Below are 23,242 nucleotides of genomic sequence, written 5' to 3'. Positions count from 1 at the left end.
GGTGTGGGAGTGCCGGGGTGGCGCCATGGGGCTTGTCAAGCCACCCCTGTGTGCACTGTGATCTGGGTCACGTTGTGGATGCGCCGGCCGGGCTCGTGAGGGCGAAGCGGCAGGTCAGCAGTGCTGTTCATAAGTGAACGGAATCGTTCGGCAATTGTCCGCCCGATCCGGTCAACATCCCGGACATCCCGGACGGTTACACCACGAGCCCCCAAGGGGCCGTCGGCGTGCCACCAGGCGGGCCGGCCAGCTGACCGACGAAAGGGGGGCCCGCGTGACCACTCCCGGGCCGGGCGAGGAGCGGGGCCTGCGAGCCGACCCGCTCGGCGGCCTGCCGAACGACTTCGAGGCCTTCTTCACCCGAGAGAACTCCGGCTACCTCCGCTACGCCCAGCAGCGTCTGCGACACCGTGAGGACGCCCAGGACGCCGTCCAGAACGCGGGCACCACGCTCTACAAGAACTGGCGCCGGGCCCTGGCCAGTCCCGATCCGCAGGCCTTCGCCTTCAAGATCGTCAAGGATGCGGTGGTGGACGTGCTGCGCGAGCGCCGGCGCACCGAACGCAAGCGGCAGCGGGTGATCGCCCAGCGCCGTCCCGACACCAGCCAGGACGATCTGAACGAGCTCGCCGAGCTGGACGCCCTGGACTGGGCGATGGAGGAACTCGCGCGGGCCGCGCCGGTCCAGGCCGACGTGGTCCGGCTGCGCCAGGCGGGACTGTCGTACCACGACATCGGACGGTCCCTCGGCATCGCGCACACCACCGCCCGCACCTACTACAGTCTCGGGCGGCGCCACCTGGAGTACCTGCTGGAGCACCCAGACGACGGCGGGGCGCAGGCATGAGAGTCGTGGACCTGCTGCGCGCGCACGCCGTCGAGCTGGAGCGGGAGTTCGACGACCACGATCCGGTGGACTTCACGCGCCGCCTGGCGGAGCGGCTCGCCGCTGCCCGACGGCCCGCCCCGACGGTGCGCGAACGCCCCGCCCGGCCACCCGCCGGCGCCCGGCCGCCGCACGCTCCGGCCTCGGGGCCGAGCCCGGCAGCGGGGGCGGGCTCCGGGCTCGGCACGGGAGCGGGGGTGGGCGCCGGTTCCGGTCCGGGGTCGGGCGTCGGCCCGGGGGCGGTCCCGGGGCAGCCCCGGTGGGCCGGAGGGCGGGCGGAGCTGCGGCGCGACCTGCGGCACCTGTGCGTGGGGGTGGCGGGCGCGGCGGAGCCGGGGGAACTGGCCCTGGACCTCGAGCTCGCCGAGAAGACCGCCTTCCGCACCCTCGGCTGCCTGCTGTACGGCATGGGCCGCACGGCGGACGGCGTCTTCTGGTGGCGGATAGCCGCCCAGTACGGGGACCAGCTGGCCGTGCACTGCCTGGCGGTGCACTACACCGCCGAGGGGGAGCGGCGCGACGCGGCCCGCTGGGCCGCCCAGGCCCAGGACCTCAGCGCCCCGGGTCGGCTGCCGGAGCTGGCGCCCGACGTCCGGCCGGGTGGGGCGGCGGAGCTGGCGCGGGTGCTGGCGGAGCACTACGACGGCGAGATCCTGCTGACGGTGCGGGAGGCGGTGGCGGCGCGGCCGAGTGCGGACCCTGGGCGGTTGGGGGTCCGGGCGGTGCGGGGGCGGGGGGTGGTGCGGATTCGGTGACGGGGATGGGGGCGGTGACGGGGAGGCCGGGGGATGGGGGCGCCAGGCGGGGGCGCGGGCAGGGCGGCGGGGGTTGGATCGGGCCGGTCGGGGCCGGGGTGGGAGGGGCCTGGGTGGCTCGGGGAGTTCAGGTGAGCCCGGAGACGGCGGCACCCACGTACTCGGCGCCGAGCAGCAGTGGGACGGTGATCATGATTGCCGCGCTGTGCGTGGCCGTCCATGCCCGCCACTCGCCGAGGGTGTGCCGAGCGTGGTCGTCGCCCCGGAGGTGGACCACCAGTGGCAGCAGGGTTCCCAGCGAGCCGAGCAGCACCATCACGACGGCGGCCACCGCCTTCTCCCCGACGCCGGTCGCCGCGGCGGCGATGGAGGCGGCTCCGCCGACGGCTGGGACCAGGGTCTTCGGCTGGGCCACCACCAGGACCACGGCGAGGCCGGCGGACCGGGCGGCGGTCAGCCGGTCGATCGAGAGCAACCAGACCGGTGGTGCGGTGACCCGGCCGGGGCGCGGCCGTTCGCGCCACTGCCGGGCGGCCAACAGGAGGAGGACGACGCCGAGGGTGAGCTTCAGCCAGGACGGCCAGGTCGGCGTGGTGCGGTCGGGGCTCAGCACGGTGCCCGCCGTCACGATGGCCGCCACCAGCGTGGCCAATCCGAGCAGCCAGCCGGCCGTGAAGGCGATCCCGTTGGCCCGGCGGCGCGGTGAGGCGAGGACCAGGAGGAGGGCGATCAGCGGCAGCGGGCTGAGTGCGACCGCCACCGCGGAGGCCAGCATCGGGCCGATTGCCTCACCCATCCCCTGCCTCACCCATCCCCGAACCTGCCTTCCCGTCGCCGGGCGCCATCCGCCATTCAGCTACCTGCGGGTGGGTGCCGCACGGCCGGCGCCGCCGTTCGGGTGAGGGCGGGCGCGGGGGGCGGGGGCAGGAGGAGACGGGGTAGGGGGAGTCGGGGCGGGCGGAGAGCGGCGCAGGGCCGTCGCACCGCTGGGGTGCGACGGCCCTGCGCGGGCGCGAGGCGCGTCAGTCGGTGCCGGACTCGATCGCCGCGTGGTCGAGGGCGGTGGAGCCCCCCTCGTCACCGGTGCCGGCGGCGATGGGAGCCGCGCCGCCGGGGGCGAGCTCGCCGATCAGGCCGCTCCACGGCGCCAGCTGTCCGTGCACCGCGTACTGCTCCAGCTTGCTGCGCGAGTCGGCGATGTCGAGGTTGCGCATGGTCAGCTGGCCGATGCGGTCGTCCGGGACGAACGCGGCGTCGACGCTGCGCTCCATCGACAGCTTCTCGGGGTGGTAGCTGAAGTTGGGACCCTGGGTGTCGATGACCGAGTAGTCCTGGCCGCGCCGCAGCCGCAGGGTGACGCTGCCGGTGACCGGGTGGCCGATCCAGCGCTGCATGCTGTCCCGGAGCATCAGCGACTGCGGGTCGAACCAGCGGCCCTCGTAGAGCAGCCGGCCGAGCCGCCGGCCCTGGGTGTGGTACGTGGCGAGTGTGTCCTCGTTGTGGATGGCGTTGAGCAGCCGCTCGTAGGCGATGTGCAGCAGCGCCATGCCGGGGGCCTCGTAGATGCCGCGGCTCTTGGCCTCGATGATGCGGTTCTCGATCTGGTCCGACATGCCCAGACCGTGGCGGCCACCGATGGTGTTGGCCTCGTGGACGAGGTCGACGGCACTGGCGAACTCCTGGCCGTTGATCCGGACCGGGCGGCCGAACTCGAACTCGACGGTGACGTCCTCGGTCTGGATCTCGACCGCCGGGTCCCAGAAGGCCACGCCCATGATCGGGCTGACGATCTCCAGGGAGGCGTCCAGGTACTCCAGCCGCTTGGCCTCGTGGGTGGCGCCCCAGATGTTGGCGTCGGTGGAGTAGGCCTTCTCGGCGGAGTCCCGGTAGGGCAGGTCCCGCTCGGCGAGCCACTCGGACATCTCCTTGCGGCCGCCGAGCTGGTCGACGAACGCCTGGTCCAGCCACGGCTTGTAGATCCGCAGGTTGGGGTTGGCGAGCAGGCCGTAGCGGTAGAACCGCTCGATGTCGTTGCCCTTGTAGGTGGAGCCGTCGCCCCAGATGGAAACGCCGTCCTCCTGCATGGCGCGCACCAGCAGAGTGCCGGTCACTGCGCGGCCGAGCGGGGTGGTGTTGAAGTACGTCTGCCCGGCGGAGCGGATGTGGAAGGCGCCGCAGGCGAGGGCGGCCAGGCCCTCCTCGACCAGCGCGGCCCGGCAGTCGACCAGCCGGGCCTGCTCGGCGCCGTACGCGCGGCCCCGGGCCGGCACGTCGGCGAGGTTCGGCTCGTCGTACTGGCCGATGTCGGCCGTGTAGGCGTAGGGGAGGGCACCGTGCTCGCGCATCCACGCGACGGCGACGGAGGTGTCCAACCCACCGGAGAATGCGATGCCGATCCGTTCACCGACCGGCAGCTTGCTCAAGACCTTCGACATGGATGCACCCTTGACCCGCGCGGAGCGGGCCCCTGATCTAGCGATGTGTAACGGGATTCGGCGTAATCGATCCGATGCCCGAACTCTGGCATAGATTTGCAGAGTAATGCAAGAGCATACGAAAGTCCGGATGGCAAAGGGGGCCTGCCGGGGCGTCGCGCGCCTTCGGTGATTCGGCCAACTCGTCTGGACAGTCGGATGGTTGGGTAGGTCAGGAGGCCCGGGCGGGCGCCCTGGTGCGCAGCCAGGCGGTACGGGAGGCGAGGGCGCCAAGCCCGAGGGCAGCCAGATGGCCGGCGTCGGCCAGCTGCTGGTCCAGCGCCCAAGCGGTGGCCAGGGCCAGGGCGAGCGCCGACAGGCCGTAGCGGCGTAGCGGGTGCGGGCCGAGGGCGAGGAGGCAGGCGCCGGTGGCGACCAGGCCGTAGCTGATGCCCACGTCCCGTGCGTGGGAGAGCGCGCCCGGGATGCGGGCGGTCACCATCACCCACATGGCGCCCTCGGTGAGCAGCGTGGCGCCCAGGTGCCCGAAGACGAAGACCGCGCCGGCCCGGGCCGGACCCCAGCGCCACTCGGCCAGGCCCAGGACGACGGCGACCGCCGCGATGCCCGCCCAGGCCGGAACCCCGTCGACCACCAGGCCGCTGGTGAACAGCGTCCACCACTTGCCCACCGAGACATGTTGCCAGGCACGTTGTGACTCCACTGGCTACTGAACGCGATGATGGCAGGTCAGAGCGCATGGTCGGACGGGTCCTCAGGGCTGGCGACGTCACGCACGAGCTGAAGGGCATCCGCGAGGGCGGCGCGGAGCCTCTCCACCTCAAGCACGAGTCGCGGCCGACTGGTGGTCATCAGGTCGAGTTCGCGGGCGCGGTCGAGGTCGGCGGCGGCCATGCGGTAGCGGGCGGCGTGCTCGGGCGCGAGGTGGTGGGGCGTGTCGCTGTTCATCGTCTCACTGGGATCTGGCGCTGCTGGGACGGCGGGCGGCAGGGCAAAGCTGTCGCGTATGCCGGCAGGGGTGATCCAGCGAACTAAGCGAGCGGGGCTGGGGGCGAGGGTGGGCATGGTGCACTCCGAGGTGAGTCCCCCCAGCGGAATTGGGCGAATCATACCGAACGCGTGTTCGCATGAAATGTCCCTAGCTGGGGGCAGACATTTGATCATGAAATGGTGAGCGTCGAGGGGTGCTTCCCCCTCCACCGCCTGACCAGGCGTATCTCGATCAGCAGAGGCGTGCGACCGGCCACCGGATCCGCCGGGCGCGTCGTCTTCAGCGCCTGACACAGGAGGATTTGGCAGAGCTGTCGGGGCTGCACCGCAAGACGATCTCCAAGATCGAGCTTGGAGACGCCATGCTCACGCATGACCACCTGGCCCAGGTCGCGTACGGGCTCAGGCTGCCGCTCTGGCGACTGTTCTGGGACGAGTAGGCCGGCCGCGCTGGGGGGCGGCCGGCCAGAGTGGGCTCCTATCCGTTGTAGTTGCGCGGCTTGGTGCCGGTCGGTGGCTGGCCCGGGCAGTCGTCGTGCTCGACCAGCTCCCGCCTCTCATCGACCGTGCAGATCAGGCGTCCAAGGACGTACCCGTTGCAACGCGGGCAGTGGCCCCTAGTGGCCGGTCTTGCGGCCCGCTTCCCGTCGACGGCGCTCACCGGCTCGCCTCCAGGCACTCGGGGTGAGCCATGGCGGGCCAGCTGTACTGAGGACTCCCAGGCGGTGCGTCGGTGTAGGCGGTGCCGACGTTGACCAGACGCGTCCCGCAGCACCTCTTGCCGATGATGCAGGTCCTGCCACGTAGCTGGTCGCCGTCGACCCGGAGCTGCCGGACAGCCCCGTTGAACGGCCTGAACTCCACCGTAATCCTCGTGGGGGGTTGCTCACTCACTGGTCCTCCGGGGAAGTGCAGTCGGGGTGTGCCACCACAGCCCAACCGAGCGGGGCTGAGGTCTCGCCGGTCGGCGTGTAGACGTGGCCAGCCGGGACCAGCTCGCCGCCCTCGCGGCCACAGCAGATACAGGCCTTGGCCTGGAGCTGGGCCCGGGTCGGCGGCTGCTGATGCGTGGTCACGGGCACAGCATCGGCTGCTGCTTGGACTGTCACTAGGGCCATGGTGAGTACCCACCGTGGAGCCACCGTGGCAGATACCCTCATGCCACCACCGACCCCGGGAGGACCCGATGCCCGCACCGGAACCGCTCCCCACGCACCTGCTCGCAGACCCGACATTCGCGGCAGCCTGCGCTGGCCGTCAGATCGGCCTGGTGTTCCAGGTGGCTGCCAGACGTGCAGGTATGGGCCCGGCCCAAATCGCCCGCCGCACCGGCCTCTCGACCAGCCGTGTCAGCGAGATCATGGCCGGCGGCCGGACCGTGGAGAGCATGGCCGTCGTCGAGCGAATCGCCGACGGCCTACGGATCCCCGGGCGCATGCTCGGCCTCGCTGACCGGCCGTGGGAGTCGGTGGCCGAGCCCACCGCCTACCGGCCCGCGGCCGTCCCCGAGACCTGGGAAGTCCTCGACATGCTGTCCCGCTCCACCGCATCCGACGCTGCCCTGACCCACCTGGAAGCGGCCGTCGCCGACACCGCGTTCCGCTACCCGTCAACCCCGCCCGCCGAGTCCGTGCCCACCCTCCAACGGCAGCTGGTCGGCGTGCACGAGATGCTCGCCCGCCCGCAGTCTCTCGCTGCCCGGCGCCGCGGCGTACGGATACTGGCCGCCGTCTCCGGCCTGCTCGGCCTCGCCCACCACGACCTCGGCGACCGCAACCGCAGCGACTCGCACTTCCACCTCGGGGCCGTCGCAGCCAGCGAGGGAGAGGCAGACGACCTCACCGCGTGGCTCCTCACCATGCAGAGCATCGTCGAGTACACCGCTGGTCGCCGCGACGTCGCCACCGCTCTCCTCCGACAGGCCGCCGCGCATGCTGAGACTGCAGCGCCCCGACGCCGTGCCTGGGTCAATGCCAACCTCGCCCGCGCGCTTGCCGCAGGCGGCGACCGGACTGCGGCACTGGCCGCGCTTGACCAGGCCGCCCACCACCTTGACCTCGCGGAGGATGGACCGATCGGCGGCCTGGACTTCTTCACGACCCCGCGCCTCGACGGCCTCGCCGGCGAGACGTACGCCCACCTTGGCGAGCACGATGCAGCCAGTCGTCTCCTGGAGACTGCCATCGGGCGCAGGGCATCCGCCGACATCAAGGGGAGGGCCGTTCTTACCCTCGACCTCGCGGAGGTGCGGCTTGCTCAGGGCAATGTCGATGCTGCATGCGCTACCGCGCACTCGGCCCTCGACCTGGTCGAGGCCTCCATCATCCAGCCGATCGTTCTACGTGCCCGCGCGCTCCAAGCATCCCTTGCGCCGTGGTCGGCTGAGAGGCCCGTGCGGGAGCTCGCCACGCGCGTGAGAGAGTCGGGAGCGCAACTCGTACGTGCGTGATGAGGAGGCGGCCCATGGAGTGGGAGACGTTCGGACGCCGAAAGGTCTACGGCAGCCCGTGGGTTGAGGTCTGGCTGGACGACGTCGAGGTGCCAGGTGTCGGCCGGATCGACCACCACGTCGTCCGCTACCCCAAGGGATCGACCACTGCTGTCGTCACCAACGAGGCTGGCGAGTTCCTCCTCCTCTACCGGCACCGGTTCATCACCGGCCGCTGGGGCTGGGAGGTGCCGGCCGGATGGGCCGAGCCCGGCGAGGATCCAGCCGCGGCGGTCGCCCGCGAGGTCGAGGAGGAGACCGGGTGGCGCCCGGGCCACGTTAAGTTGCTGACCGAGTACGACGCCATGGCCGGCATCAGCGACGCGCATTTCCGCGCCTACCACGTCACTGGCTGCACCCAGGTCGGCGAGCCGGAGGACGCGTCCGAAGCGGCGCGAATCGAGTGGGTGCCGGAGGCCGAGGTGGTCAAGCTGCTGACAAGCGGCGCGGTCTCGGACGGCCCGTCGCACGCCGCGCTCTCCTACTACCTGGGCCCGCACCGGCTCGCTGGATGCCCCTGACCTGCACTGTCCGATGCCGGTCGTACGATGTCCGCATGGCCGACCTCGAACTCCCCGATGACCTGCTGCCCCTCCACGTCGCCGCCCTGAGCGCCGACCGGGCCATGACCGCAGCCCGGAAGGCCGGCGGGGACGTCGAGGCAGCACGCGAGGAATACCTGGCCGCCGCCATGACTCTGCAGGCCCACCCCTTCTGGGAGGAGCGGCGCCAGGCAGGCCAGCACCAGGCCTTCTGGCAGGCCTCGCTCGACGCGGCCAAGAAGGCGCTCGACGGCGCGCAGGCCTGAACCATTTGGTCACGGGTCGGCCAACCCGGCCAAACCCGGCGCCCCCGGCCGATACGGTCCCCTCACCACGAACCAGCGTCCCAGAGGGAACCATGCGCACCCGTACCACCGTCGCGGCCGTTGTCGCGCTGCTCGCCATCGGCTCGACCGCCTGCTCCAGCTCGACCAGTAGCTCAAAGGGGGCGGCGCCGAGCAGCGCGGCCACGGCCCCGCAGACCTCGGCAGCGGCCGCACCTGCTGCGACCCAGGCGCAGGCCGAGGCCGGGGCGGCGGCGCCCGCGCCTGCCGGGGCGAAGCCCAGCGGGCCGCCGCCCAAGCCGGATGCCGCGACCACCGCGGCCTACATCGCCGCGCTGACGGCCATCGATCCGGAGATCGTCAGCGACAAGGCAGACCGGGCGGTGTCACGCGGCCGCGACCAGTGCACGTCCGTTGCCGAGTGGCCGACCGACCAGGCAAAGCTGGTCGACCTCGCCAACAAGAGGTTCACCTCGGCAAAGCACCCGGACGGGTTCGGGCCGGAGAAGGCAGCGAAGATCCTTGAGGTCGTCCGCAAGCACATCTGCCCGACGTACTGACCGGGACGCACGACGCGCCCCCGCCCGGCCGAAGCCGAGCGGGGGCGTAAGTGGTTCAGCGGGAGAGGAGCGGGGCGACACCGGCGATCAGGCCCGCGATGCCGGTCAGAGCCCCAACCGCGGGCAGTGGCCAACGGCTGGCCTCCAACCGGCGGAGCCGGGACTCGTGGTCGGCGAGTCTGGTGTCCACGTCCCGATCAGCGGCGCCGAGTGCGTCCAGCTTGGCCTCCAGCCTGATCAGGCTATTGCCCACCCGCCGGACCTCCTCGTACATCTGCGTAGCGGTGATCACGATCCCGGCGTCCGGGGGCGGGCTGGTCACTCGCGGCTCGCCGGGTCGGTGCGGGCGGGCAGCAGCGCGGCCGTGTCGGCGCGGCCGAGGAAGGAGCCGAGCGCTCCCTTGACCACAGTGAGGCCGGCCGGGACGGCGGCGACCGCAGCGGACTGCAGGCTGGACAGGCCGGTGATCCCGCCGACGAGGAGCAGGCCGATAGCCGCCTCCAGGTACGTGGCGGCGGTGCGCTCGGCGAGGTCGATGACGAGTCTGGGCATGCGCATGGTGGTGTCCGATCTGGGTGTGGGGATGGGTCAGGAGAAGAGGAGGCGCCAGGTCAGCGGCCCCGGGTAGCCGTCGGCGTCGCCAGCGAGCTCGGGCTGGGAGCGCTGGTAGGCCTGGACGGCCCGCCGGTCGGCGTCGCTCCACTGCGGGCCGGGGCCGACCCGGTACGAGCCGCCGAAGCCCTTGCGGACCAGCTGCTCGCCGAGCTGCCGGACGTAGTCGTTGGTCTGGCCCGGGCCGAAGTACTGCCGGCCGGGGAAGTCCGGCGCGCCGCCGGGGAGGTAGCCGAGCAGCTGCCTCAGCGAGGCCTCACCCGGGACGCCGTCCGCCGCCTGCCCGGAGTAGCCGAGGCTCCGCTGGTAGCCCGCGTAGTTCTCGGTGTCGGCGTCGGTCCAGTTCGGGCCGGGGCCCTCCTGGTAGTGGTCGCCGTAGCCGGCCGCGACCAGCGCGCGACCGACCTCGGTCACCTGGTCGCCCTGGGCGCCGTAGCCGTACGCCAGGCCGCCGATGTTGACCTGGTAGCGGGCCGGAGTCGGGTCCGACGCAGGGGCGGACTCGGCCGGCGCCTGCGGGGTGCCGACACGGGCGGCCGGGACGCCACCGAGCGCCGGGTCCGCGCTGATCGTGCCCTCGGGATAGTCCGGCACGCCGTACCCGTACGGGCTGCCCGGGCCGCGGCGCGGGCGCTGACGGGTGTACACCCCATCCCCCTGAGGCGAGCCGGAGGTGTTCGTGTTGCCCTCGACGGTGTATATCCACTGGCCGTCGTAGCCGGTGACCACGCCAACGTGGTCCTGCCCGCGGCTGCCCATGTAGAACGGGCCGCCGAGGACCGGCCACTCGGTGAAACGGCCGTTGTCCTTCCACCACTGCACGGCGTTCCAGCACGACGCGGTGATCGGCCACCGGTCGGCCATGCCCGCGGTCTGGGTGGCGCCCCAGGCGGTGAACGTCGCACACCAGGCCTCGCCCTGGGACCACTCCAGAGTCGGGACGGCGGGGCTGAACTTCTGGATGTTGTTCCACGTACCGTCGGCGTCGCGGCCCTCGTGGTAGCCCTTCTGGCTGGTGAGCAGGGCAACGAACTCGTCACGCATAGCGGATGCCTCCTGGGCATGAAAAAGCCCCGGCCGGAACGGCTCGGGGGTGAGATGTGATGGCGGTGTGTCAGGTGGTGCCGGTACCGTCAAGGGACCGCAAACAGGCCAGGGGGTAGGGACGTTGAGACGGCAGACGTGGGCGATCATCGGCAGCGTGGCGGTGATCGCAGGTGGAAGCGTGACCGCGGCCGCACTCACCAGCGGAAACGACAAACCGGCGCCCGCACAGCAGGTGGCCGCCGAGGTCAGCCCGACACCGACCACACCGCCCAGCCCGACGGCAACAGCCACAGCATGGGGCGGCCTGACGGGCACCTCGCCGACTGCCTGGCCCAGCGAACTGCAACCCCCGCCCGGCACCGCAACCCCACACGTGGCCAACCCGGCCGCACCCGCCACGAAGCCGGGCCAGAAGAAGGAGACCCCCATGCAGCAGCCGATCGCCCCTGCAGCACCGGCCGACACCCAGCCGCCCGCGCAGCCCTCGGCCGGAGTCGGCCAGAACCCCGGCGGAACCGGAACCGTCGACAACGGCGCGCCGCCGTCGAAGGCGCCGGCGCCCTCGGGCCTGCCGACCGGCGACCCCTTCCAGCAGCACCCCTAGCTGCCGATACCGAACGTATTCAACCCCTTCACACCCACAGTGCCGCCACCACCGGTAACCCGGGCCTGCCACACCAGGTCCTGGTAGCCCAGGTGCGCACCCGTGATCGGTCCATAGACGGAGTCGGCCCAGTAGGTGCCAGCTGGCAGGGTCGCCTGTCCGATGACCGATCCGGCCCCGTCAAGGAGCCGGACTTCACCAGACGTGCTGGCGTCCGAGCAGCGCGCCAGGTAGTAGGCATGCACGCGGGGGCTTTGCTTCCGCCAGTGCATCGTCATGCACGTGGCCCAGCTGGAAGACGAGGTAGTCCACTGCGGCACCTCGGTGTACCCGTACCAGCCACTCCCCCCGAAAACCGGCGCTGCCAGACCGCCGAGGGTGTCTTCGGCCAGGAGCGTTTGTCTCCGAGCATCGCGGATGACGATGCACTGCGGATCGGCAGCGCTCGCGGTCTGGTTGGCGATCTCGATGGCGATCGTGCCGTCCTGCCGGTACGCAAGCAGGCCGCGCTGCGGGGTGCCGTCGGGGTTGGGCGGGGAAACCCCGCCGACGTAGAACTGCGGGTCGCCATGCTGGTTGTTGACCTTGAATGTGCCACCCTCGCCCACCACCACGGACCCGGCAAGGATTTGGTTCATGGCGGGTCGCATCTGGGACCTGCCCGACAGCTGGCGGACCTGGTCCTCCAGCGCACGGATTCGGTCGAGGATGTCCAACGGCAGATCAGGCATCAGGTGGCCTCCAGGTAGAGCTCGGTGGATTCCGACCGGCCGCGTTCCTCCGGCGAGACCTTGAGGCCGACGACCCGGTACCGCGCTCTCAGCCCGTCGTAGTACCAGACATCGTCGATCCTGATCCGCGTGTACGAGCCGAGTTGGGGCTGGTCAATCCCGCCGCTGGTGTACGCGACGGACGGGATGAGCGAGGGTCGGCGGGCGGCGTCGAGGTCGGCCCGGGCGTGCTGGTCGAGTACGTCCTGGCTGATCACGGTTGAGTAGTCGCTGGTGCCGTCCAGCCTCGGCCAGCCGGCCGCGATGTCGGCGGGCGTAGTCAGCGGGGCGGACATGAGCGGCGTCGACTCCGCGGCCAGGTTGGAGTTGACCGTTGCGCCCCTGCTCTGCCAGGCGTTGGCCTGCCGAGTGGCGTCCTCGGGCAGCGAGTAGGTGGTGATTGGGCCCGGGCCGGACAGCACGAGGTCGCCACTGCCGACACTGAGCCGCGGGTATCCCAGGCGCAGGGCCCGGTGCCGGGCGCCGTCGTCCGACCGGTAACACTGGATGATCCACTCGAAGCCGCCCTGGACGGCAGCCAGTTGGTCGATCAGGCCGCCGATCCACGGCAAGTCGTAGCGGGAGTACACCCGGTCGCGCAGGACGCCGCTGGTCTGGCTGTAGTCGATCTCGATGCCCAGGTTCCCGCCGGGTGCGGACTGGGCGTAGGCAACCAGGGTACGGGCGATGTCGAGTTGGTCGACGTTGGTCGAGGTCAGGGTGTCAGTCAGCATCCGGTGCGAGCGGAGGACTGACTCCAGGCCGGCGGCCTGGATGGCGCACGTCCAGACGCCGCGCGCGTCCCGTGATGGCGTGCGGGTCCACAGGATGCCGCCCCACACAATCGTCCCGGCGAACGCGTCCCAGCGCTCCAGGTAGAGCATGGTCCGCCCGGGCAGCACGGAGGTGCGGACCCGCCGGGCTATGTCGCTGTTCGAGAGGTCGATCGTTGCGCTGAGCGTGCCGGTTTTGCCGATGTAGTTGTCGTAGGACACGTCACGGGCCGGGATGCGGTCGAGGAGCCTGTCCGTACGCAGGTCGCAGACCAGCAGCTCGTAGGTGGCCATCAGGCGACCCTGTGCAGCCGTAGCCAGGATCCCGCGTAGACGCTGGTTGGGGTGGGGTTGGAGGAGTTTTGGGCGAACTGGAGTTGCAGGGTGCCAGTCGCGCCGGCGGTGATGTACCCGCGGACGGCGGCGTTCACCAAGCCGCCGGCACCATACGTGCCAGCCGTGGTCGTGGCCGCAATCGCGACCGTGTTGGGGCTGTACGTCAAGGTGCCGCCCGTACCGGGTGCGTTGATCGACCACGTCCCCGTGGAACCGGCCGGCACGGACCAGCCGATTTTGAGATCGCCGGCATTGAACTGCCCGTCGTAGATGATCCAGCCGTCGATCTCGTAGGTGGCGCCCGCAACGACCGGCAGGGCCAGGTCAGTGGCGGGGACCAGCGTGGTCGAGGAGGTCACAGGCTGGGTGGCACTGGTCTTGCGGGCGTGGAGGACCTGGCCCACGCCGGTCACGGACAGGTTGCCGTTGACCTGCGCGGTGGCCGTCGCGGAGCGGGTGATCGTTACGTCGCCGAGGCCGAGCAGGCCGGCGTTGCCGAGACGGACCGCGGCCTCCCACACACTGCCCGAGTAACGCTCCAGGATGCCGGCCACACCGCCCGCGTCGCGCCACTGCCCAGCGTAGGCGCCGGCTGCGGGGCCGGGCGTGATCCCGCCCACCGGCACGGTGTAGACCCGCTGGTCGGTCAGCGCAGTGCCCCAGTTGATCGGGGACCCGGACGACGCACCGGCCGGAACGGTGATGTCCCACAGCCTCAGGTAGGCCGTGCCGGACGCCGGGGCAGTCGGTGCGGAGCCCGACCCGGCGGTGCCCTGCTGGTAGACGATCTGGGCCTGCCGGGAGCCGGACGAGTCGTAGTCGGTGTCCTGGACGACCAGCCACACCGTGTCGATCCTCGCGAGGCTGGCGTGCCCGGCGGCAACGGTGATGCTGGTCGCGGTGTCCACCACGGCCGGGTAGGCACCCTGGGCGGACGTGCCCTGCACCACGGCCCGGCCAGGCGCGACGGAGCCGGTCATGCCGGAGCCGGTCAGCAGTAGCGGAGTACCGCCCGGGATCACCCCGGAGCGCACGGTGAGCGAGCCGGTCGGGGTCATCAGGGTCGTGGCAAGGCGGATCATCACGCGGGTCAGGCCCGTCAGCGCGTTCCACGCGGCGTACACGGCCATCGGACCTCCTACAGGTAGGCGGAGCGCCACCGGACGGTGGCCTGCGCGGCAGGGTCGGTGGAGCCGGGATCGGCCCGGAACGAAACGGTGTTCGTGCCCGGCGGCAACGTGAACAGGCCCTCGGGCGCGGAGCGGTTGGTGGCGGTGTAGAGGCGGTCCTGGCCGCCGAGGGTGACAGTCCCGGCCCAGGTGTCGACGACGAGGGTGTCGGCCGCGCCGAGGGTGATGTCGTACTCGAGGCGGAGCGCGCCCATGGTGATGGTCGGTGTGGTGACCGGGCCGCGGATCTCGATGACAGGGTGAGCGTCGGTGGTGCCGGAGTTGGTGGCGATGAGGTCACCGGTGGATCCGGGAGTACCGAAGCTGAGACCGACCTCGGTCGGGCTGCCGAAGCTGAGACCGACCTCGGTCGGGGTGCCGAAGCTGAGGCCGGTCTCAGCGATCGGCAGAACGGCCGAGGCTGTGGACTCGGCAACGACGTAGCGGCGCGGGTCGCTGGCCTCCCACAGCAGGCTCACGGAGGGGGTACCGGTGACGCCGTCAGTGTCGGTGGACATGACGCGGCGGGTGATCCGGGCCCAGGCCAACAGCGGCTGCCCGGCCAGGCTGATGACCAGCGGCTGCTCGTCCTGGCGGACGGTTGTCGCCGCCAGTAGAGCAGCCCTGACGGCGGGCCACTCGTTGGAATCGGCGGTGACTCGGATCGTGCAGGTGATCGCCCGGGACTGCGCAAGGAGCCGTCCGGGCCGGGAGCCGATCTGCTGGGCTCGCGGTGTAGAGCCAGAGTCCAGGCTGGGCAGGTCTTCCCAGCCCGGGACCTCGGCGACGGCGTAGACGGTGCCGTCCCCGAGGAGGAGGCCGGCCCACTCGATCTGCAGGTCGGCGGTAATGAGCTCACCGGCCACGGGTCACCCCCTCCCCTTGGATAGGAGCATGAGGTCCATGGCGGTCTGCCTTGCGCCGCCGTTCGGGCTCTCGTAGTACTGCTCGATGTTCAGCACAGGCGTGGCCGATGCCTGCTCGGCCCAACTCCCACCGCCTGCCGGGCCCATGGGGGCCGGGGCCGGGTAGGACCAGGCCGGGACTGTTAGGTCCGGTGGCTGGACGAGGCCGGCCATGGTGCGGTCCAGTGACGTCCGTCCGTCCTCGATGCCGGCCTCGATACCAGCGGGGATCCACCGGCCGATCTGGTCGCGCATCACCTTCGAGGGCGAGGCGATCCCGAGCGCCTTGGCGATCGGGCCCGGGATCATGTTCGTCGCGAAGCTGATCAGCTGTCCCTTGAGCCAGCTGCCCATGCTGCTGATGCCGCGCCACAGGCCTCGGACGACGTCACCACCAGCGCTGACCAGCAGATTCCCAAGGTCGCCGATCCCGTCGCGGATCCACCCAGGGACACCGCGGATCCAGTTGATCGTGGCGTTCCAGCCGGACACCGCGCCGTCGTAGACGGTGCTCCAGATTCGGGAGAGCACGCCGGCCAGGCCCCAGCCGGTGAAGAAGTTGACGATTGCACGGCCGGCGTTGACTGCAGCGTTGGAGACCCAGTTCCAGGCCTCTACCGTGGCGTTGCGCACCGTGTCCCAGTTCGCGACGACCAGCGCGACCAAGGCAACCACGGCGGCGATCACCCAGCCGAGAGGGCCCATCGCCAGCACCCAGGCGGCAGCCATGCGCGCTGCCTGGAGCAAGGATTGAGCGCCCATCATGACCCAGCCGGCCACGATCTCGACCACGGCGGCGGCCTGGAGGGCCATGCCCCAGACGATCCGGGCACCGATCGTGATCCACGCGGCGGCCTGCTGGGCACCGCTGGCGATGGCGGCGGCCCCCGAGGTGACCCACGCCCACACCTGCTGGGCGCCCGAAGCTACGGCGGAGGCGCCGGCAGCGATCCACCCGCCCACGGTCTGATAGGACGCGACGACGCTCATCGCGGAGTTCGTGACGGCGGCGCCGCCCGAGGTGACCCAGGCGGCGACCTGCTGGGCGGCTGAGATCGTCGCGGCGATCCCGGCCTCCGCATAACCAACGGCGGTCGTGATGAGGACGGGCAGCAGCAGCGCCGTGATGACGCCGGCCACAATCGCGACGGCGGTCTTGTTGTCGGCGAGCCAGCGCGCGGTGTCGGCGAGTGCGGGTACGACGGTTCCGGCGAGAACCCCGGCGGCCGTGGCAGCCACTGGTACGAGGTGTTCGCCGAGCCACTTCGCCGCGTCGATCACGGGCGGGACAACGTCGTCCCGCAAGAAACGGCCGAGCTTGGTCACCGCGGGGACGAGGTCGGCCCGCAGTACCTCGCCGGCCTTGGAAGCCACCGGGCCGAACCGGTCGGCCAGTTCACTGCCGACCTTGGAGAGAGCGGGCAGGACTGTGTTGGCGGCCTCGCGGCCGAACCCGGCGATGGCCGGCACCGCAGTACCGGTGATCCAGCCGGAGGCCGCGCCGAAGGCGGGCCCGAGCCGGTCGGCCACGGTGGAGCCGATGCGCTCCAGGACCGGCAGGACCTGGCCGCCGGCAAAGTTGACCAGCCCCTGCTCCAGGGACCGCTTGAACGCCTCGACCTTGGTGGCTGCGTTGTCGCGCAGGGCGTTGCCCGCGGCGTCCGCAGCGCCGGCGACCTCGCCAAGGCTGCTGGCCGCAGTCTTGACGTCAAGGCTGAAGAGGGCGGCGCCCAAGTCCTCGCCGGGGCCGCCGAACAGGTTCTGGATGGCCTGGGCCCGCTCCACTGACGGGGGCATTGCCCGCAGGGCGTCGAGGACGGTACCGAGGGCCGCACTGGCGCGCGGGCCGCCGGCGGCGACGTCGTCGGTGAGCTTCTTGGCGTTGAGCCCGGCGTCCTTGAACGCCTGGTCGATGGCGGCGCCGCCGCCGGTGACCTTGAGGCTGAACTCCTTGAGGGCGTCGGCAACGTTGTCGGTGGAGCGGGCGCCGCCTTCCAGGCCCTGCCGCAGCAGGCCCATGGCGGTGGAGCCGTCCAGGCCGATGGTCTTGAAGACCGGGCTGTACTCGCCGAACGTCTCCAGGACGTCCTGGCCTCGGGCATCGGTGCCGCGCAGGCCCGCGGCGACCAGGTCGAGGCCCTGCTGGGCGTCCTTGGCCATGCCGTTGCGGATCAGCTGGCCGACAGCGGTCGCGGTCTCGCCGAGGTCGACGTCGAAGGTGTTGGAGAGGTCAAGGACTTTGGTCGAGATCTGCTTGATCTGGGCCTCGGTGGCGCCCGGGGGCAGCAGCCCGGCGGACATGACCGAGCGGATGGCTTCGGTGCCCTGCTGGAAGTTCTCGGCCATGGTGCCGGCGAACAGCTGGCCGGCGACCTTGCCGTACTTGGCGGCCTCAGGCCCGGTGGCGCCGAGCTGGGCCTGGAGCTTGCCGGTGATCTGCTCCTGCTCCATGGCGCCGCCGATGCCCTTGGCGAGCAGGGCGCCGACACCGGCCGCGCCAGCGGCGATGACGACGGCGGAGCCCTTCAGCAGCTTCTTGGCGAAGCCACCGCCGGCCTCGTCGCCAGCGTCTGCAACGGGTCCGGTGATCTGCTCACGGATCGCGGAGCCGATGCCGCGTACGGAGGGGACGATTTGGAGGCTGGCATAGCCAACAGTGGGCAACCGGATCACCCCCTCCGGTGCTGCTGTGTCAGGTCAGGTGGCCTGCCTCGACGGCAGCCCGGTGCGCTCGGGAGCGTTCGCGGGCGGCGGCCAGCGCGGCAGCGCGTTCGGCCGGGTCGCGGCGGGCGCCGGGTCGGGGGTAGGGCTTGGGACGGGGCGCGTGCCGATCGCCACCCCGCTGCCAGTTCGCGCTGGCCAGCACGTCCCAGATGTCCGCGAGCAGGTACTCGCCCCGAGACCAGGCGGGACGGCCGGTCAAAGCCGCCGCCAGCCGCGAGGTGGGAGGCAGGCCGCGCACCAGTGCGACCAGCTCCATCCAGGTCAGGCGGCCGGTACCGAGGTCGGCCAGGCGCACGCCGTACTCGGCGCGCAGGTCGGCCGTGATGGCCTCTCCGTGCTCTCTTAGGAGTCGGTAGAGGCCAGCGATTCCCCCTCGGCCGCCCCGCAGTGCTTCTGGTAGGCCTTGAACAGGGACAGCATGCGGTAGCCGGGCATGGGCCGCTTCTGGAACTCTTCCCACTGCTGGCCGAGGGCTTCGCGGAACACGGCGCGCATCGCCATGTTGTCGCCCTGCTCGGCGGCGGCCAGCAGGGGCCAGATGTTCAGACTGTCCATGTGGGCAAACGTCCACCGGGTGCCGTCGGCGTCTCGGACGACGAAGGGCCGCAGTTCGGCGCCGGCCTTCACGGCGCCAAGGTCAAAGTCGTAGGGGCGCCCGTCGTCGTGGCGGCGGGGGCGGCGGGTGTTGGACATGCGCGGTGGTCCTCTCCGGGTGCGCGGTGGTCGTGGTGGTGGCCGGGGCGGGCGGACCGCGCCGCTCGCCCGCCCCGGGTCTCAGGGTCAGGACACGGTGACCGCGCAGCTCGCGGTCAGGCCCTGGTAGGTGGCAGTGATCGTGGCTGCCCCGGCCGCGATGCCGGTGGCGTAGCCGTAGGAGACGGTGGCCTTCGCCGAGGCGCTGGTCGTCCATGCGCACTGCGGGTCGAAGGTGACGTCGCGGGTGCTGGCGTCCGCGAGGGTGGCGGTGGCGGTCAGGGCGCCGATCGCGCCCACGGCGAGGGTCTTGGTGGCCGGGGCGACGGCCAGGCCCGTGACGGCCTGGCTGTTCTGCACGTCGAAGAGGACGCCGCTGCTGTCGGGGTAGATGACGCACGCGAACGTGCTCTTCATCAGGTCCGTTTCGTTCTCGTCCCGGTCACCGTCGAGCGTGATGATCGCGTAGTTGCGGGTGATGACGCGGCGGGTGATGCCGGTCGCGGCGTCCCGCGTCTCGAAGGCGATCTTGGTGGGCTTGGGCTTGGGAACGACGATCTGGGTGCTGGTCGACCCGGGCCACAGCAGGCCGCGGGTGGTCGCGTTGTCCTCCAACGCGGAGAAGGACTTGCTGAGCTTGAAGTTCTTGCGCGAGCTGCGGACGAGGATGCCGCCCCAGGCGTAGTAGTCGGAGGTGTCCTCGTCCCTGCTCTCGGGCATGCCGTCGTCGCCGTCGAGCAGGCCGACCATGGTCCAGCCGGCGCCGAACGGGGTGTTGGCGTCGGTGGGGTTGGGGGTGGTGAGGCTGGCGGCGACCCAGACATCGGCGTCCGTCCACAGCCTCGCGTTGGTGGTGGTTCCGGACATGCCGGTCCTCCAGGTGGTGATGGTGTCAGGTCAGGGGGGTGGGCGCGATGTTGGCCGTGAGGGTGAGGGTGGCCAGCGGGACGCGCGAGTCCGGGTCGATGCCGGGTACGGGCCCGGTGCCCGGGCGGGTGGAGCGGATGATCGGGCCGCCGACGGTGTGCAGCAGCGCAGCGCACAGCTGCGCGAGGTCGTGGGCCTGGTCCTCGTCCGCGTGCCAGACGCTGATCCGCAACAGCACCACAGCATTCAGGCGGGACGGTGCCGGGGTGGCACCGTCGAGCCCCACGAGGACGAACGGCAGCCGCGGGTCCTCCGGGCTACGGGCATCCGGCACGTTGGTGCCGACCGTGGCACCGGCCGCGTACGGCTCGGCCCGGGCGGCGAGCGCGGCCCGCAGGATCCGGCAGGCCTCCGCCGCGGCATCCGGGAACAGGACAACGGCCTTCACCGGCCACCCCGTTCCTTCACGTCCGCACCGATCCCGGCCGCGGCACGAGTGAGAACGCCGTCCCGGGCCTGCCAGGCCATCGCGCGGCGGTCGGCGACCGTGACACGGGCGGCCTGTCGGTCCGTGGTGTACGGGTGCACCTCGACCGTCTCGGGTGCTTTGACGGCGCCACGCACGCGGTCAGCGATCTGGCCGGCAGCCTCGTCCACCATCTGCCGGACCTCGGGACTCTCCAGCACCTCACGGACGCCAGCGGCGTCCAGCTGGAACTCGACGCGCTGGGGCATGGGTGCCTCCTGTCAGCCGGTCGAGCGACTCATCTGCCACTCGACGTGGTGAACAGCTCCGGTGATCGGGTCCGGCCAGCGGCCGACCTCGCCCTGCACCTCGCAGGTGAGGCCGTCGTACTCGATCCGGTCGCCGGAACGGACGTCCGGGGCGGTGCCGGGCGCAGACAGAACTCGCCAGCCGGTCAGAACGGCCGTGCGCTCCGTCGTGGCAGTCTCGTTCTGGTAGATGGGCTGAACGGACAGCTGGCCGACGGCGAGACGGGTGACGGCGGCCGGCGACCAGTCCGGAACGGCGTTGCCGCTGCGGTCGGTCCGCGTGCCCGCCCGGACCCGTACGACGCTCTGGTCCCAGATCACGCCTCGTCACCCCGACGCAGACGGTGGGCGTCCACAGCCGCCGACCACTGCGAGGTGACCCCGACGGCGGCCTGCGCGCCAAACGTCACGGACTCCGAGCCCGCCGTGTAGGCCTGAATGCCGGGTTGGACCCGGTACAGAGTGCGGGCCTGGTCGATGACGGCCTCCTGAATGTCCTCGGGCACGATCGCGTCCCCGTGGTCCCAGACGACGGTGACCGACCGCAGCAGATCGGGCCAGGTACAGCCGCCGAGGCGGCGCAGGTAGCCGTCAGCCGACCACCGGTAGTCGGTTCCCTCCGTGAGGAGCGCGCCGTTCACGGTGACGCTGGTGACGGCCGTGACCGGCGCGGCGGGCAGCAGCAGGCTGGTACGGCCGTTGCCGTCCAGGACGGTGACGTCCCCGGTGACTCGGGTCACCGGGTGTCGGACGGCCCCGCGGAAGCGCCGGCTCGCCGCGGTGAGCGCCGCGACGAGCTTCGGGTCGTCAGCCGGGACACCGAGCCATACGGCGAGCTCGGCGGGGTCGGCCAGCAGGTCAGTTGCCACCGCCGCCACCGGCCTCCGCCCGTGCGGGGCGCCCGCGGGAGGCCCTGGAGGCGCTGCGGGTCTTGTGTTCCGCCAGGCCGTCGTCACCAACCGTCGACCCGGAGCCTTCCACGAGGACGGCGCCCAAGGCCTGGGCGTCATCCTCGGTGAGCTGGAGTTCGGCCTCGTGGCCGTTGACCCGCAGCCTGTACCGCCTCAGCGGTCCTTTCATGACGGGGCGCCTCCTCCTTGACGTTCCGACCGCCGAATCACGCCATTAGCCCGGCGGCCTTCAGCGCGGCGATGATCTCGTTGGTCTTGTCCGCGAGGTCCCGGAAGTTGTTGTTCAGGGTCGTCTGGCTGAAGGCGGCTCCGACGTCGGCCACCGTGCCGTCGGACGTGCCGACGGAGGCGGTCAGTGCGGCCACTGTGGCGGCCTGCTTGCCCTCGCGGACCTTGCCCTTGGCGCTGTTCGCGTATCCCACGACAGCCCCCTTACCAAGCGGCCAGCGGGATCTTGACGAACGCGTTGGGCTGGATGATCCCGAACGCGCACCTCATCTCCGCCAAGACCGCGACCATGTTCCGGACGAAGAAGTCCGAGTGCGAGTCGGTCATGGTGATGGAGGCCTGCTCGCGGTCCCACAGGATCGCCTTGCGCCAGTCACCGACGTAGGCGGTGCCAGCCGGAACGGCCTCGGACTCGACGATGGGCAGGTTCCACAGCGGGATGTTGCCGCCGCTACTGCCGGACGGGCCGCCGAAGTAGAAGCGGGCCTCGTTGTCGGTGAGCAGGTCCAGGCCCTCGACGTCGGCCGGGTTCATGACGTAGGCGTTCGCCATGGACCGGCCCACGGTCTTGACCAGCGTCTTGCCCCGCCGCAGGCGGGTCAGGTTGGTCTCCGTGGTGAAGGCCGGCGCCTGGACTCCGGAGGTGTTGGCGAGACCGGTGAAGTTCTCACCGGTGCCGTCGCCCGCGATCATCTGGTCTTCGAGCTCCTCCTCCAGCCCGTAGCGGAGGTAGCTGTCGATGATCGTCAGGATCTGTGCGGCATCGGACAGCGCGCGCTTGGTCAGCGGCAGCCAGTGAGCGATCGTGCGGACCGGCGTGGTGACCTTGGCCCACGTCATACCCGACTCCGGCTTGGTGCCGGAGGTGCCGGTCGTGGCGGTGGCCTCGGCGACGGGCGCGGCAGCGTTGGTCGCGGCGGTCATGCGCACGAACTCGATGGTGTCGCTGGCGGTCGTGCCGGGGGTGACAACGTCCCGCAGGACGAGTGGGCGCTGGAAGGCGTCGGCGCCCACCAGCAGGCCCCGCCGGTCGTCCATGACAAGGGCGCCGGCGGAGGTGTCGGATGCGCCGGTGAGCAGGGACTTGAAGCCGACCGGCATCGACTGGACGCGGGCCTTCTCCCCGAAGTGGCCGTTGGGCGCACCTGCCATGAGCGCCGCGTACTCGGCGGAGGTCGTGAAGTGCTGGCCGATGCTCTTGCGGCCGTCGGGCACGATCAGGCCGGTCGGGGTGCGGGTGGTGCCGTCCTTGGCGTTGAGGCCGATGCCGTCACCGAGGTCCGTGATGGCCTGCCGCACGGCGCCGTCGGCCTTGGCCTGCTCCAGGCGGGCCTTGAGGCCGTTGGCCTTGGCCATGGCCTCGGTGATGGCGCCGCGCTCGGTGTCGGTGAAGTCGCGGTTCTCCTCGTCGGCCTTCGCGGCGATCGCGCGGGCCTCGGAGAGGTGGTGCTTGAGCTCGTCCGTGAGCTCCTTGATCTTGTCCATGCGGTTCCTCAGTCCGTGAGCGTGAAGACCTCAAGCGCGAGTGCGTTGAGGTCGGTGCGCAGGCGGAGCGAGGCGACGTCGTCCTTGGCGGCCCGCTGGGGGGCTTCGCGGAGGTTCGGCGTGGTCTGCTCGGTGCTGCTGGCGGTGAGGCCGTACTTGGCGGCCATCAGGTTGGCGAACCGGTCGAACAGTTCGTCGGTGTCGGGCCCCGGGGTCTTGGCGGGCGCCTCGGCGACGGCCGACCCGGCGGACTCGGTAGTCTTCTCGGGTGCGGCAGCGGCGATGACCTCGCCGAGCGCCTGGTGGGCCTGAAGTTCCACCCTGCGGTTGGACAGCCCGATACTGGGACGGATGGTCCCGGAGGAAGCAGTCCAGGTAGTGAGTGGCAAGAGCAACATGAGCAA

The 23,242-nt window shown here is 71.2% G+C and carries 32 protein-coding genes; 8 read left to right on the top strand and 24 right to left on the bottom strand.

Going from position 1 to position 23,242, the window contains the following annotated elements; all coding sequences use genetic code 11:
* Nucleotides 1-274: 274 nt before the first annotated feature.
* Together ACIRRH_RS15580 and ACIRRH_RS15575 are read left to right on the top strand one after the other, a co-directional pair.
* Complete coding sequence (locus tag ACIRRH_RS15580; protein WP_224282206.1) at nucleotides 275-847, top strand: RNA polymerase sigma factor; 573 nt, start codon at nucleotides 275-277, stop codon at nucleotides 845-847.
* Nucleotides 844-1,641 carry a hypothetical protein gene (locus tag ACIRRH_RS15575; protein ID WP_403066910.1) on the top strand — a complete coding sequence of 266 codons (798 nt, stop codon included), beginning with the start codon at nucleotides 844-846 and terminating at the stop codon, nucleotides 1,639-1,641. The genes ACIRRH_RS15580 and ACIRRH_RS15575 overlap by 4 nt, the downstream gene beginning before the upstream one ends.
* A gap of 127 nt (nucleotides 1,642-1,768) precedes the next feature.
* Here the strand turns inward: ACIRRH_RS15575 and ACIRRH_RS15570 are convergent, their stop codons facing one another.
* The 4 genes from ACIRRH_RS15570 to ACIRRH_RS15555 all read right to left on the bottom strand — a co-directional run bounded on the left by ACIRRH_RS15570 (nucleotide 1,769) and on the right by ACIRRH_RS15555 (nucleotide 5,024).
* On the bottom strand, nucleotides 1,769-2,437 hold the full coding sequence (locus ACIRRH_RS15570) for a GAP family protein (protein WP_403066908.1): 669 nt from the start codon (nucleotides 2,435-2,437) through the stop codon (nucleotides 1,769-1,771).
* A gap of 226 nt (nucleotides 2,438-2,663) precedes the next feature.
* On the bottom strand, nucleotides 2,664-4,076 hold the full coding sequence (argG, locus tag ACIRRH_RS15565) for an argininosuccinate synthase (RefSeq protein WP_403066906.1): 1,413 nt from the start codon (nucleotides 4,074-4,076) through the stop codon (nucleotides 2,664-2,666).
* A 211-nt stretch (nucleotides 4,077-4,287) separates the two neighbouring features.
* Nucleotides 4,288-4,746: a rhomboid-like protein gene (locus ACIRRH_RS15560; protein ID WP_403066904.1), complete on the bottom strand. Its 459-nt coding sequence runs from the start codon at nucleotides 4,744-4,746 to the stop codon at nucleotides 4,288-4,290.
* 59 nt (nucleotides 4,747-4,805) lie between these two features.
* Nucleotides 4,806-5,024, bottom strand: a complete 219-nt coding sequence (locus ACIRRH_RS15555) for a hypothetical protein (RefSeq protein ID WP_403066902.1) — start codon at nucleotides 5,022-5,024, stop codon at nucleotides 4,806-4,808.
* A gap of 236 nt (nucleotides 5,025-5,260) precedes the next feature.
* Here ACIRRH_RS15555 and ACIRRH_RS15550 point away from each other — a divergent pair, with 236 nt between their 5' ends.
* The gene (locus ACIRRH_RS15550) at nucleotides 5,261-5,506 is read left to right on the top strand and encodes a helix-turn-helix transcriptional regulator (RefSeq protein ID WP_403066900.1); all 246 of its coding nucleotides are present in this window, start codon (nucleotides 5,261-5,263) and stop codon (nucleotides 5,504-5,506) included.
* A gap of 450 nt (nucleotides 5,507-5,956) precedes the next feature.
* Here ACIRRH_RS15550 and ACIRRH_RS15545 read toward each other — a convergent pair whose 3' ends face one another.
* A complete protein-coding gene (locus ACIRRH_RS15545) occupies nucleotides 5,957-6,142 on the bottom strand; it encodes a hypothetical protein (RefSeq protein ID WP_403066898.1) in 186 nt (61 codons plus the stop codon).
* A 110-nt stretch (nucleotides 6,143-6,252) separates the two neighbouring features.
* Here ACIRRH_RS15545 and ACIRRH_RS15540 point away from each other — a divergent pair, with 110 nt between their 5' ends.
* From ACIRRH_RS15540 to ACIRRH_RS15525, 4 genes are all read left to right on the top strand, one after another.
* Nucleotides 6,253-7,515: a helix-turn-helix domain-containing protein gene (locus tag ACIRRH_RS15540; RefSeq protein ID WP_403066896.1), complete on the top strand. Its 1,263-nt coding sequence runs from the start codon at nucleotides 6,253-6,255 to the stop codon at nucleotides 7,513-7,515.
* A gap of 14 nt (nucleotides 7,516-7,529) precedes the next feature.
* The gene (locus ACIRRH_RS15535; RefSeq protein WP_403066894.1) at nucleotides 7,530-8,075 is read left to right on the top strand and encodes an NUDIX hydrolase; all 546 of its coding nucleotides are present in this window, start codon (nucleotides 7,530-7,532) and stop codon (nucleotides 8,073-8,075) included.
* A 35-nt stretch (nucleotides 8,076-8,110) separates the two neighbouring features.
* Nucleotides 8,111-8,362 (top strand): hypothetical protein, encoded by a 252-nt coding sequence (locus tag ACIRRH_RS15530; RefSeq protein WP_403066892.1) that lies wholly within the window; start codon nucleotides 8,111-8,113, stop codon nucleotides 8,360-8,362.
* A gap of 92 nt (nucleotides 8,363-8,454) precedes the next feature.
* Entirely contained in the window at nucleotides 8,455-8,940 is a 486-nt protein-coding gene (locus ACIRRH_RS15525; RefSeq protein ID WP_403066890.1) for a hypothetical protein, read from the top strand.
* A 55-nt stretch (nucleotides 8,941-8,995) separates the two neighbouring features.
* On the opposite strand, the gene ACIRRH_RS15520 is transcribed toward ACIRRH_RS15525, so the two are convergent.
* From ACIRRH_RS15520 to ACIRRH_RS15510, 3 genes are read right to left on the bottom strand one after another with little or no spacing between them, the layout of a single operon-like run.
* Nucleotides 8,996-9,262, bottom strand: a complete 267-nt coding sequence (locus tag ACIRRH_RS15520; RefSeq protein ID WP_403066888.1) for a hypothetical protein — start codon at nucleotides 9,260-9,262, stop codon at nucleotides 8,996-8,998.
* Nucleotides 9,259-9,492 (bottom strand): hypothetical protein, encoded by a 234-nt coding sequence (locus tag ACIRRH_RS15515; protein WP_403066886.1) that lies wholly within the window; start codon nucleotides 9,490-9,492, stop codon nucleotides 9,259-9,261. The genes ACIRRH_RS15520 and ACIRRH_RS15515 overlap by 4 nt, the downstream gene beginning before the upstream one ends.
* Before the next feature lie 36 nt (nucleotides 9,493-9,528).
* Entirely contained in the window at nucleotides 9,529-10,596 is a 1,068-nt protein-coding gene (locus ACIRRH_RS15510; protein WP_403066884.1) for a peptidoglycan-binding protein, read from the bottom strand.
* Between the two features lie 157 nt (nucleotides 10,597-10,753).
* Between ACIRRH_RS15510 and ACIRRH_RS15505 the strand changes: the two genes are divergently transcribed.
* A complete protein-coding gene (locus ACIRRH_RS15505) occupies nucleotides 10,754-11,203 on the top strand; it encodes a hypothetical protein (protein WP_403066882.1) in 450 nt (149 codons plus the stop codon).
* Here the strand turns inward: ACIRRH_RS15505 and ACIRRH_RS15500 are convergent.
* The 16 genes from ACIRRH_RS15500 to ACIRRH_RS15425 form a co-directional block, all read right to left on the bottom strand.
* Nucleotides 11,200-11,934, bottom strand: coding sequence for a hypothetical protein (locus tag ACIRRH_RS15500; protein ID WP_403066880.1), 735 nt, complete (start codon nucleotides 11,932-11,934; stop codon nucleotides 11,200-11,202). The two genes, ACIRRH_RS15505 and ACIRRH_RS15500, sit on opposite strands and share 4 nt — an antisense overlap.
* Entirely contained in the window at nucleotides 11,934-13,040 is a 1,107-nt protein-coding gene (locus ACIRRH_RS15495) for a hypothetical protein (RefSeq protein ID WP_403066878.1), read from the bottom strand. Before ACIRRH_RS15495 ends, ACIRRH_RS15500 begins: the two co-directional genes overlap by 1 nt.
* A complete protein-coding gene (locus ACIRRH_RS15490) occupies nucleotides 13,040-14,212 on the bottom strand; it encodes a hypothetical protein (protein ID WP_403066876.1) in 1,173 nt (390 codons plus the stop codon). Before ACIRRH_RS15490 ends, ACIRRH_RS15495 begins: the two co-directional genes overlap by 1 nt.
* 8 nt (nucleotides 14,213-14,220) lie before the next feature.
* Nucleotides 14,221-15,117: a phage distal tail protein gene (locus ACIRRH_RS15485; RefSeq protein ID WP_403066874.1), complete on the bottom strand. Its 897-nt coding sequence runs from the start codon at nucleotides 15,115-15,117 to the stop codon at nucleotides 14,221-14,223.
* A gap of 3 nt (nucleotides 15,118-15,120) precedes the next feature.
* Nucleotides 15,121-17,820 carry a phage tail tape measure protein gene (locus ACIRRH_RS15480; protein WP_403066872.1) on the bottom strand — a complete coding sequence of 900 codons (2,700 nt, stop codon included), beginning with the start codon at nucleotides 17,818-17,820 and terminating at the stop codon, nucleotides 15,121-15,123.
* A 28-nt stretch (nucleotides 17,821-17,848) separates the two neighbouring features.
* Nucleotides 17,849-18,175: a hypothetical protein gene (locus tag ACIRRH_RS15475; protein ID WP_403066870.1), complete on the bottom strand. Its 327-nt coding sequence runs from the start codon at nucleotides 18,173-18,175 to the stop codon at nucleotides 17,849-17,851.
* A 47-nt stretch (nucleotides 18,176-18,222) separates the two neighbouring features.
* Nucleotides 18,223-18,573, bottom strand: coding sequence for a hypothetical protein (locus ACIRRH_RS15470; protein WP_403066868.1), 351 nt, complete (start codon nucleotides 18,571-18,573; stop codon nucleotides 18,223-18,225).
* A gap of 87 nt (nucleotides 18,574-18,660) precedes the next feature.
* The gene (locus ACIRRH_RS15465) at nucleotides 18,661-19,440 is read right to left on the bottom strand and encodes an Ig-like domain-containing protein (RefSeq protein WP_403066866.1); all 780 of its coding nucleotides are present in this window, start codon (nucleotides 19,438-19,440) and stop codon (nucleotides 18,661-18,663) included.
* Nucleotides 19,441-19,465: 25 nt separating this feature from the next.
* The gene (locus ACIRRH_RS15460) at nucleotides 19,466-19,888 is read right to left on the bottom strand and encodes a hypothetical protein (protein WP_403066864.1); all 423 of its coding nucleotides are present in this window, start codon (nucleotides 19,886-19,888) and stop codon (nucleotides 19,466-19,468) included.
* Nucleotides 19,885-20,175: a hypothetical protein gene (locus ACIRRH_RS15455; RefSeq protein WP_403066862.1), complete on the bottom strand. Its 291-nt coding sequence runs from the start codon at nucleotides 20,173-20,175 to the stop codon at nucleotides 19,885-19,887. The genes ACIRRH_RS15460 and ACIRRH_RS15455 overlap by 4 nt, the downstream gene beginning before the upstream one ends.
* Before the next feature lie 12 nt (nucleotides 20,176-20,187).
* On the bottom strand, nucleotides 20,188-20,535 hold the full coding sequence (locus tag ACIRRH_RS15450; RefSeq protein WP_403066860.1) for a hypothetical protein: 348 nt from the start codon (nucleotides 20,533-20,535) through the stop codon (nucleotides 20,188-20,190).
* The gene (locus ACIRRH_RS15445; protein ID WP_403066858.1) at nucleotides 20,532-21,083 is read right to left on the bottom strand and encodes a mobile element protein; all 552 of its coding nucleotides are present in this window, start codon (nucleotides 21,081-21,083) and stop codon (nucleotides 20,532-20,534) included. Before ACIRRH_RS15445 ends, ACIRRH_RS15450 begins: the two co-directional genes overlap by 4 nt.
* Nucleotides 21,073-21,294: a hypothetical protein gene (locus ACIRRH_RS15440; RefSeq protein ID WP_403066856.1), complete on the bottom strand. Its 222-nt coding sequence runs from the start codon at nucleotides 21,292-21,294 to the stop codon at nucleotides 21,073-21,075. Before ACIRRH_RS15440 ends, ACIRRH_RS15445 begins: the two co-directional genes overlap by 11 nt.
* Nucleotides 21,295-21,331: 37 nt before the next feature.
* On the bottom strand, nucleotides 21,332-21,547 hold the full coding sequence (locus ACIRRH_RS15435; RefSeq protein WP_403066854.1) for a hypothetical protein: 216 nt from the start codon (nucleotides 21,545-21,547) through the stop codon (nucleotides 21,332-21,334).
* 10 nt (nucleotides 21,548-21,557) lie between these two features.
* Nucleotides 21,558-22,838: a phage major capsid protein gene (locus ACIRRH_RS15430; RefSeq protein WP_403066852.1), complete on the bottom strand. Its 1,281-nt coding sequence runs from the start codon at nucleotides 22,836-22,838 to the stop codon at nucleotides 21,558-21,560.
* Nucleotides 22,839-22,846: 8 nt separating this feature from the next.
* Nucleotides 22,847-23,158, bottom strand: a complete 312-nt coding sequence (locus ACIRRH_RS15425; RefSeq protein WP_403066850.1) for a hypothetical protein — start codon at nucleotides 23,156-23,158, stop codon at nucleotides 22,847-22,849.
* Between the last annotated feature and the right edge of the window lie 84 nt (nucleotides 23,159-23,242).

The organism is Kitasatospora sp. NPDC101235 (assembly GCF_044767505.1).
GTDB lineage: Bacteria > Actinomycetota > Actinomycetes > Streptomycetales > Streptomycetaceae > Kitasatospora.
This window is presented reverse-complemented; position numbering and strand designations above follow the sequence as displayed.

What these genes read in the sequence shown, in the direction of transcription:
- ACIRRH_RS15440 (WP_403066856.1), bottom strand. Translation starts at nt 21,294, where the DNA reads ATGAAAGGACCGCTGAGGCGGTACAGGCTGCGGGTCAACGGCCACGAG.
- ACIRRH_RS15470 (WP_403066868.1), bottom strand. Translation starts at nt 18,573, where the DNA reads ATGTCCAACACCCGCCGCCCCCGCCGCCACGACGACGGGCGCCCCTAC.
- ACIRRH_RS15575 (WP_403066910.1), top strand. Translation starts at nt 844, where the DNA reads ATGAGAGTCGTGGACCTGCTGCGCGCGCACGCCGTCGAGCTGGAGCGG.
- ACIRRH_RS15530 (WP_403066892.1), top strand. Translation starts at nt 8,111, where the DNA reads ATGGCCGACCTCGAACTCCCCGATGACCTGCTGCCCCTCCACGTCGCC.
- ACIRRH_RS15455 (WP_403066862.1), bottom strand. Translation starts at nt 20,175, where the DNA reads ATGCCCCAGCGCGTCGAGTTCCAGCTGGACGCCGCTGGCGTCCGTGAG.
- ACIRRH_RS15490 (WP_403066876.1), bottom strand. Translation starts at nt 14,212, where the DNA reads ATGGCCGTGTACGCCGCGTGGAACGCGCTGACGGGCCTGACCCGCGTG.
- ACIRRH_RS15465 (WP_403066866.1), bottom strand. Translation starts at nt 19,440, where the DNA reads ATGTCCGGAACCACCACCAACGCGAGGCTGTGGACGGACGCCGATGTC.
- argG (WP_403066906.1), bottom strand. Translation starts at nt 4,076, where the DNA reads ATGTCGAAGGTCTTGAGCAAGCTGCCGGTCGGTGAACGGATCGGCATC.
- ACIRRH_RS15540 (WP_403066896.1), top strand. Translation starts at nt 6,253, where the DNA reads ATGCCCGCACCGGAACCGCTCCCCACGCACCTGCTCGCAGACCCGACA.
- ACIRRH_RS15535 (WP_403066894.1), top strand. Translation starts at nt 7,530, where the DNA reads ATGGAGTGGGAGACGTTCGGACGCCGAAAGGTCTACGGCAGCCCGTGG.
- ACIRRH_RS15430 (WP_403066852.1), bottom strand. Translation starts at nt 22,838, where the DNA reads ATGGACAAGATCAAGGAGCTCACGGACGAGCTCAAGCACCACCTCTCC.
- ACIRRH_RS15495 (WP_403066878.1), bottom strand. Translation starts at nt 13,040, where the DNA reads ATGGCCACCTACGAGCTGCTGGTCTGCGACCTGCGTACGGACAGGCTC.
- ACIRRH_RS15570 (WP_403066908.1), bottom strand. Translation starts at nt 2,437, where the DNA reads ATGGGTGAGGCAATCGGCCCGATGCTGGCCTCCGCGGTGGCGGTCGCA.
- ACIRRH_RS15510 (WP_403066884.1), bottom strand. Translation starts at nt 10,596, where the DNA reads ATGCGTGACGAGTTCGTTGCCCTGCTCACCAGCCAGAAGGGCTACCAC.
- ACIRRH_RS15525 (WP_403066890.1), top strand. Translation starts at nt 8,455, where the DNA reads ATGCGCACCCGTACCACCGTCGCGGCCGTTGTCGCGCTGCTCGCCATC.
- ACIRRH_RS15555 (WP_403066902.1), bottom strand. Translation starts at nt 5,024, where the DNA reads ATGAACAGCGACACGCCCCACCACCTCGCGCCCGAGCACGCCGCCCGC.
- ACIRRH_RS15500 (WP_403066880.1), bottom strand. Translation starts at nt 11,934, where the DNA reads ATGCCTGATCTGCCGTTGGACATCCTCGACCGAATCCGTGCGCTGGAG.
- ACIRRH_RS15515 (WP_403066886.1), bottom strand. Translation starts at nt 9,492, where the DNA reads ATGCCCAGACTCGTCATCGACCTCGCCGAGCGCACCGCCGCCACGTAC.